General features: G+C 66.0%; 6 protein-coding genes. All 6 read left to right on the top strand.

The features are described 5' to 3' along the window. Positions 1 to 49 precede the first annotated feature (49 nt). Positions 50 to 1,801 carry an ABC transporter substrate-binding protein gene (locus tag IEY63_RS09550; RefSeq protein ID WP_189068769.1) on the top strand — a complete coding sequence of 584 codons (1,752 nt, stop codon included), beginning with the start codon at positions 50 to 52 and terminating at the stop codon, positions 1,799 to 1,801. Between the two features lie 121 nt (positions 1,802 to 1,922). Then, positions 1,923 to 2,894, top strand: coding sequence for an ABC transporter permease (locus IEY63_RS09555; RefSeq protein ID WP_189068770.1), 972 nt, complete (start codon positions 1,923 to 1,925; stop codon positions 2,892 to 2,894). Positions 2,895 to 2,944: 50 nt separating this feature from the next. After that, complete coding sequence (locus tag IEY63_RS09560) at positions 2,945 to 4,006, top strand: ABC transporter permease (protein WP_189068802.1); 1,062 nt, start codon at positions 2,945 to 2,947, stop codon at positions 4,004 to 4,006. Between the two features lie 101 nt (positions 4,007 to 4,107). Then, positions 4,108 to 5,493, top strand: coding sequence for a factor-independent urate hydroxylase (pucL, locus tag IEY63_RS09565; RefSeq protein WP_229784611.1), 1,386 nt, complete (start codon positions 4,108 to 4,110; stop codon positions 5,491 to 5,493). Beyond that, entirely contained in the window at positions 5,490 to 5,843 is a 354-nt protein-coding gene (gene uraH, locus IEY63_RS09570; RefSeq protein WP_189068772.1) for a hydroxyisourate hydrolase, read from the top strand. The genes pucL and uraH overlap by 4 nt, the downstream gene beginning before the upstream one ends. A gap of 10 nt (positions 5,844 to 5,853) precedes the next feature. Beyond that, positions 5,854 to 6,345, top strand: coding sequence for a MarR family winged helix-turn-helix transcriptional regulator (locus IEY63_RS09575; protein WP_189068773.1), 492 nt, complete (start codon positions 5,854 to 5,856; stop codon positions 6,343 to 6,345). The last annotated feature ends 155 nt before the right edge of the window (positions 6,346 to 6,500 follow it).

Raw genomic sequence — 6,500 nt, forward strand, 5'->3', positions numbered from 1 at the left:
GTTTTGAATCAAGTCACCGCGTCCAACCCCGCGCACCCGGAGGTTCCCTATGCACGTACGCACGCTGACCCTGCTCACCCTCGCGCTGCTCGGCACCGCTCACGCCGCCCCGAAAAAATTCACAGGCTACGGCAGCCTGGGCATCGTGAACGGCAAGAGTGGCGGCACCTACACCCTGCCGCTGGGCGACAGCCCCCAGAGCCTCTTCTACTACGGCGCCATCGACAACAACCTGGGCCTGATCTCCCAGCAGCTGTTCGACGGCCTCGTGGAATTCAACCTCTCCACCTACAAGATCGAGCCTGCGCTGGCCGAAAGCTGGACCATCACCGACGGCGGAACCGTCTACACCTTCAAGCTCCGCCAGGGCGTGAAGTGGAGTGACGGACAGGCCTTCAACGCCGACGACGTGATCTTCACGTACAAGAACATGATCATGAACCCCGAGTCCCGCGCCGGGGACCCCGGGAACTTCAAGCTGGGCGGCAAGGACGTCACGATCAGCAAGGTCGACAACATGACCGTGCGCTTCACGCTCCCCCGCCCCGCCCCGGCGTTCCTGCTGCAACAGCGGTACTTCATCATGCCGCAGCACAAACTGGCCAAGTACGGCCAGGAGAGCGGCGCCAAACCCGGCGACATCAACAGCGCCTGGCCCACCAACGTCGCGGAAACCGAAGTGGTCGGCACCGGCCCCTTCAAGCTCAGCAACTACGCCGCCGGGCAGAAGGTCACGCTGGTCCGCAACCCCAACTACTGGAAGGTGGACGGCGCCGGCAAGCAGCTCCCCTACCTGGACAAACTGGAGTTCCTGATCATCCGCGACCCGCAGGCGCAGGTGGCGCAGTTCCTCGCCGGGAACCTCGACCAGCTGAACGTGACCGGCGCGCAGTTCCCCGACCTGAAGCAGAAGGAAGTGGCGGGCGCGCCCTTCAAGGTCATGCGCTCCACGGCGCTGTTCGGCAGCCCCCCTTTCGTGGCGTACAACTTCGACGCGAAGAACGCCGCCCTGGCCAAGGTGTTCAGTGACGTGCGCTTCCGCCGCGCTATGCAGAGCGCCGTGAACCGCGAGCGCATCATCGACACCGTATACAACGGCCTAGCCAGCCTCCCCGGGCACGGGGTCGCGCCGGCCAACAAGGCCTTCTACGCGAACACCACCCGGCAGCTGGGCGCGTTCAGCCTCTCGGACGCGAACGACGCGCTGGACGCCATGGGTCTCAAGAAACGCAACGCCGCCGGTATCCGCCTGCTGCCCAGCGGCCAGCCGCTGGAAATCGACCTGACCTACGGCACGGACAGCGCCGTGTACCCCGCCATTGCCACGATCCTCCAGAGTGACTTCGCGAAGGTGGGCGTCAAGGTGAACCTCAAGGGCATTCTCAGCAGCCGCCTGCTCGCCACGGGTCAGAGCGGCGACTGGGAGATGATCCTGCACGCCTTCGGGGACCAGCCCGACCCGGAACTGCGCCGCCCCATCTGGCAGCCCGGCGGCAGCCTGTACTACTGGCACCGCGCGCCGCAGCCCGCCAAGGACGGCGACCCGGCCAATACCGCCAAGATGGCTCCGTGGGAGAAGGAGATCTACGACATCTTCAACAAGGCCGCCGTGGAACCCAACGCCGCAACCCGCAAGGCGCTGTACACCCGCTGGCAGCTGATCTTCGCGCAGAACCTCCCGGTGACGCCCATCGCCAAACCCGAGAACATCGGCGCGATCAGCACGAAGTTCGGCAACTACGTGTACAACCTCGGGGTGATTCCCGGGTACAACCCCGTCCCGCTGATCTACCAGAAGTAAGGGCCATGGGGGGTGGGGCGCAGGTTCACGGTCAGCTGGCCGGACCTGCACCCGCCCCCCACACCTGTTCCAGAGGAGGTTCCCCCGTGCCCGCCACCGCTCACCTGTCATCCGCCCGACCATGCTGACCTACACCATTCGCCGCCTTCTGGGCATGATTCCCACGCTGCTGCTGATCAGCGTGGTGTGCTTCACCGTGATTCAGCTGCAACCCGGCAGTTTCCTCGACCAGTACCGGGAGGATCCGCGCGTCACGCCGGAATCCCTGCAGGCCATGACCCGGCAGCTGGGCCTGGATCAGCCCGTGTGGGCGCAGTACCTGAACTGGGTTAAGGGCATCGTGCTGCACGGTGACTTCGGGTACTCGTTCGCGAACAGCCGTCCCGTCAGCAGCCTGATCTGGGAGCGGCTGGGCTGGACGGTGTTCCTGGCGGTCCTGACGCTGCTGGTGTCCTGGGTGATCGCCGTGCCGCTCGGGATCTACACGGCCCTGAACCGCTACGGGAAGCGCAGCGCCGCACTGAACTTCCTAGGCTACCTGAGTCTGGCCACGCCGGACTTCCTGGTGGCGCTGCTGCTGATCGCCCTGGTGCTGCGCACGGGCGGCACGAACGTGGGCGGCCTGTTCAGCCCGGACATGATTGACGCGCCCTGGAGTGTCGCCCGCGTGCTGGACCTGCTGGCGCACCTGTGGATTCCCATGATCGCCATCGGCCTGGAAGGCGTGGCGGGCCTCATGCGGCAGATGCGGGCCTCCATGCTGGACGTGCTGTCGCAGGACTTCATCCGCACGGCGCGCGCCAAGGGCGCCACCGGCCAGCGGGTGCTGTGGGGGCACGCCGTGCGCAACGCCGTGAACCCCCTGATCAGCCTGGCGGGCCTGAGCCTGCCCAGCCTGATCAGCGGCACGATCATCGCCAGCATCGTCCTGAACCTGCCCACCATCGGCCCGTACCTGTATGACGCCCTGCTGAACAAGGACCAGTTCGTGGCCATGACGCTGCTGATGTTCAGCGCACTGCTGCTCCTGATCGGGAACCTGCTCAGCGACCTGGCGCTCGCCTGGGCGGACCCCCGCGTGAGGTTCGAGTGACGGCCGTTCCTGTGGCGACCCGCGCCCCCGCCCGCCTCACGCCGTTCCAGATGGCCCTGCGCCGCTTCCGCCGCTCGAAGGCGGGCGTCCTGAGCGCCTGGGTGCTGGCGGCGCTGTACCTGATGGCCATCCTGTCCGGGTTCCTGGCGCCGTACTCCATCACCGCGCAGCACGAGGAGTACCCCTACCAGCGTCCACAGGCGGTGCACATCCTGCACGACGGAAAAGTCATGCGGCCCTTCGTGTACGGCTTCAAGAAGACCCGTGATCCCGTGACCTTCGCCAGTACGTTCAGCGAGGACAAAACCCGGCCCATCCCGGTCCTGTTCTTCGTGCGGGGCGACGACCCCAGCGAGAGCCGCTACTCGCTGCTGGGCGTCTTCAAGAGCCAGTGGCATCTGTTCGGCGTCCGGGACGGGTACTACTTCCCGCTGGGCACCGACAAGTTCGGCCGTGACCTGCTCTCGCGCATGCTGGTCGGTTCGCAGGTGAGTCTCACGGTGGGCCTGATCGGCATCCTGATCAGCTTCAGCATCGGCATCGTGCTGGGGGGCGTCAGCGGGTTCTTCGGCGGATGGGTCGACAACCTGATCCAGCGGCTGGTCGAGGTCCTGCTGTCCTTCCCGCGCCTGCCGATCCTGCTGGCCCTGAGCACCATCATTCCCGCGAAGTGGCCCTCCACGTGGGTGTACCTGGGGATCGTGGCGGTGCTCGCACTAATCGGCTGGGCGGGTCTGGCGCGCGTGGTGCGTGGGCAGGTGATCAGCGCACGCGGCCTGGATTACGTGCAGGCCGCCCGCGCGATCGGCGCGCCGGACCTGCGGGTCATCCTGCGGCACATCATGCCGAACCTCAGCTCGTTCCTGATCGTGACCGCTACCCTGGCGCTCCCCGGGTACATCCTGGGCGAGAGTGCCCTGAGTTTCCTGGGCCTGGGCATCAAGGAACCCATGACCAGCTGGGGGCTGCTGCTGAAAGACGCGCAGAATTTCGAGACGCTCAGCCTGCACCCGTGGCTGCTGCTGCCGGGCGTGCTGATCGTGATCAGCGTCCTGGCGTTCAACTTCGTGGGGGACGCGCTGCGGGACGCGGCGGACACGCAGAGCCGCTGACGCGCGGACCGGAGCGTGCTTGACAGCGGGGGGCGGCGGAACTACGCTGCCCCCTAATCATTTCGCCGTCGAATGAACTGGCTTTGCCCGGAGGTCTTCCCTTGCCGCACCTGACTGTCCATCAGCTCAACACCCTGCCGGAAGCGCAGTTCACGGCCCACTTCAAAGGTGTACTGGAGCATTCCCCACACTACGCGGCGCAGGTCGCACGGAACCGCCCCTACCAGGACGCCGAGGCCGTCGCCGCTGCCTTCGCGGCCGCTGCGCGCGGCGGAACCCCCGAAGAGCAACTCGCCCTCATCCGCGCCCATCCGGACCTCGCCGGGAAAGCCGCTCTGGCTGGCGACCTCACGCCGGAGAGCGCCTCGGAGCAGGCCAGCGCGGGCCTCGACCGCCTCAGCCCGGACGAGTACGACGAATTCCAGCGCCTGAACGCCGCCTACCACGACCGCTTCGGCCTGCCCTACGTCGTGTGCGTCCGCGAGCACGCCAAGGCCAGCATCTTCGAAGGCGCGCGCCGCCGCCTCACCCACACACCCGAACAGGAAGTCGAGGCGGCCCTGCATGAGATCGGCCGGATTGCCCGCCTGCGCGTCCTTGACCTCATGACCCCAGCCCCATCAGCCCCGGAGGGTGCCATGCCCGTGAAAGTCAGACTCGGTGAGAACAATTACGGCAAGGCCGACGTGCGCCTCTTCAAGGTCTTCCGGGATCAGCCCCGCCACGAGATCAAGGACGTGCAGGTGCGCGTCGCCATGACCGGCGACTTCGGCGCCGCCCACACCCACGGGGACAACACCGACCTGGTCGCCACCGACACCGTTCGCAACACCATCTACGCCCTGGCCCGCGACGGCCTGACCGGCAGCATCGAGGCATTCGGCAAGCACCTCATCCGGCACTTCGTGAAGCGCGGCCCCCGCGTCACGTCCGCCCGGGCCAGTTTCGTGCAACACACCTGGGACCGCATGCCCAGCCACGGCGCCCCGCACGACCACGCCTTCGTGCGGCAGATGCCCAAACACACCGCCACTGTCACCGGCGACGGTCAGACCTTCAGTGTCGAGAGCGGCATCGACGAGCTCTATATCCTGAAGACCACTCAGAGCGGCTGGGCCGGCTTTCACCGCGACCAGTTCACCACCCTGCCCGAGACCACCGACCGCATTCTGGCCACCACCGTCACCGCCCGCTGGACCTACCGCACCGACGAACCCGACTACGACGCCACCTGGGCGCAGGTCTATCAGACGCTCATGGACGTCTTCCCCGACCACTACTCGCACAGCATGCAGCACACCCTGTACCGGCTGGGCGAGGCCGTCCTCACCCGCTGCGAGGACATCGAACGGATCTTCTTCTCCTTCCCGAACCGGCACCACATCCTCTATCCCCTCGACCGGTTCGGCCTGGACAACCCCGGCGTGATCTTCCACGCCGACGCCGAACCGTACGGCGTGATCGAAGGCTGGGTGGAACGCGAGTGAGCGGCGCTGGCCTCAGCACCCATGTACTCGACACCGCACGCGGCCGCCCCGCGGCGGGCATCCCCGTAGCCTTGAACGCCGTGCTAGGGGAGCACCGCACGCTCCTCAGCCGGACGACCACCAACGCGGACGGCCGGACCGATGAACCCCTCATCGCACGCGGCCAGCTGGAGCCCGGCACCTATGAACTGACCTTCCTCGTCGCCGAGTACTTCAATGACCTGCACGCCAGCGACCCGCCGTTTCTGGACCAGATTACCCTGCGCTTCACGGTCGCTGACACCGACGCGCACTATCACGTCCCACTCCTCGTCAGTCCCTGGTCGTACAGCACGTACCGGGGCTCCTGAAGCAGATGCCATGAGCGACCGGTTCATGCAGCGCCTGAACGACGACTGGCGCAGGACGCGACCGGACCTGAACGTCGAACCGATGCTACGGGTGCTGAGCCTCACCCGCCTCGGGCAGCGACTCCAGGCGCAGCTGGACCAGTTTCTCGAATCCAACGGGCTCAACGCCGCTGCATGGGATCTGCTGCTGGCGCTGTACCGAAGCGCGCCGCCTGAAGGATTGACACCGGGCGAACTGGCCCAGGCCTGCGCTGTCCACGGACCAGCCATCTCGAACCGCATTGCCCGGCTGGAGGAACGAGCCCTGGTACAGCGGTCCACACAAGCACAAGACCGGCGAAGTGTCAGAATCACCCTTACTTTAGCAGGTCGAACGATAGTAGAGGCCCTTCTGCCCCCTTACATCCAGTTGGAAGAGCATCTGGTGATTCCACTCACGCCTCTTAGTGTTGTTGCGCTTGACGAAGCCACCCATCGACTCCTCGCCGCACTGGACGATTGAGGATCTGGAGCTTCCAGATCCACGGAAGGCGCTGGTGAGTTCAGTTAAAGACTTACCGCACGAAGTATGGTGTGCTGACCAAAACAAAAGGCCCCCACCTGTAGGGTGGGGGCCATACATGGAGCGGGAGACGAGATTCGAACTCGCGACATCTA

The organism is Deinococcus radiotolerans, assembly GCF_014647435.1.
GTDB classification, from domain to species: Bacteria; Deinococcota; Deinococci; order Deinococcales; family Deinococcaceae; genus Deinococcus; species Deinococcus radiotolerans.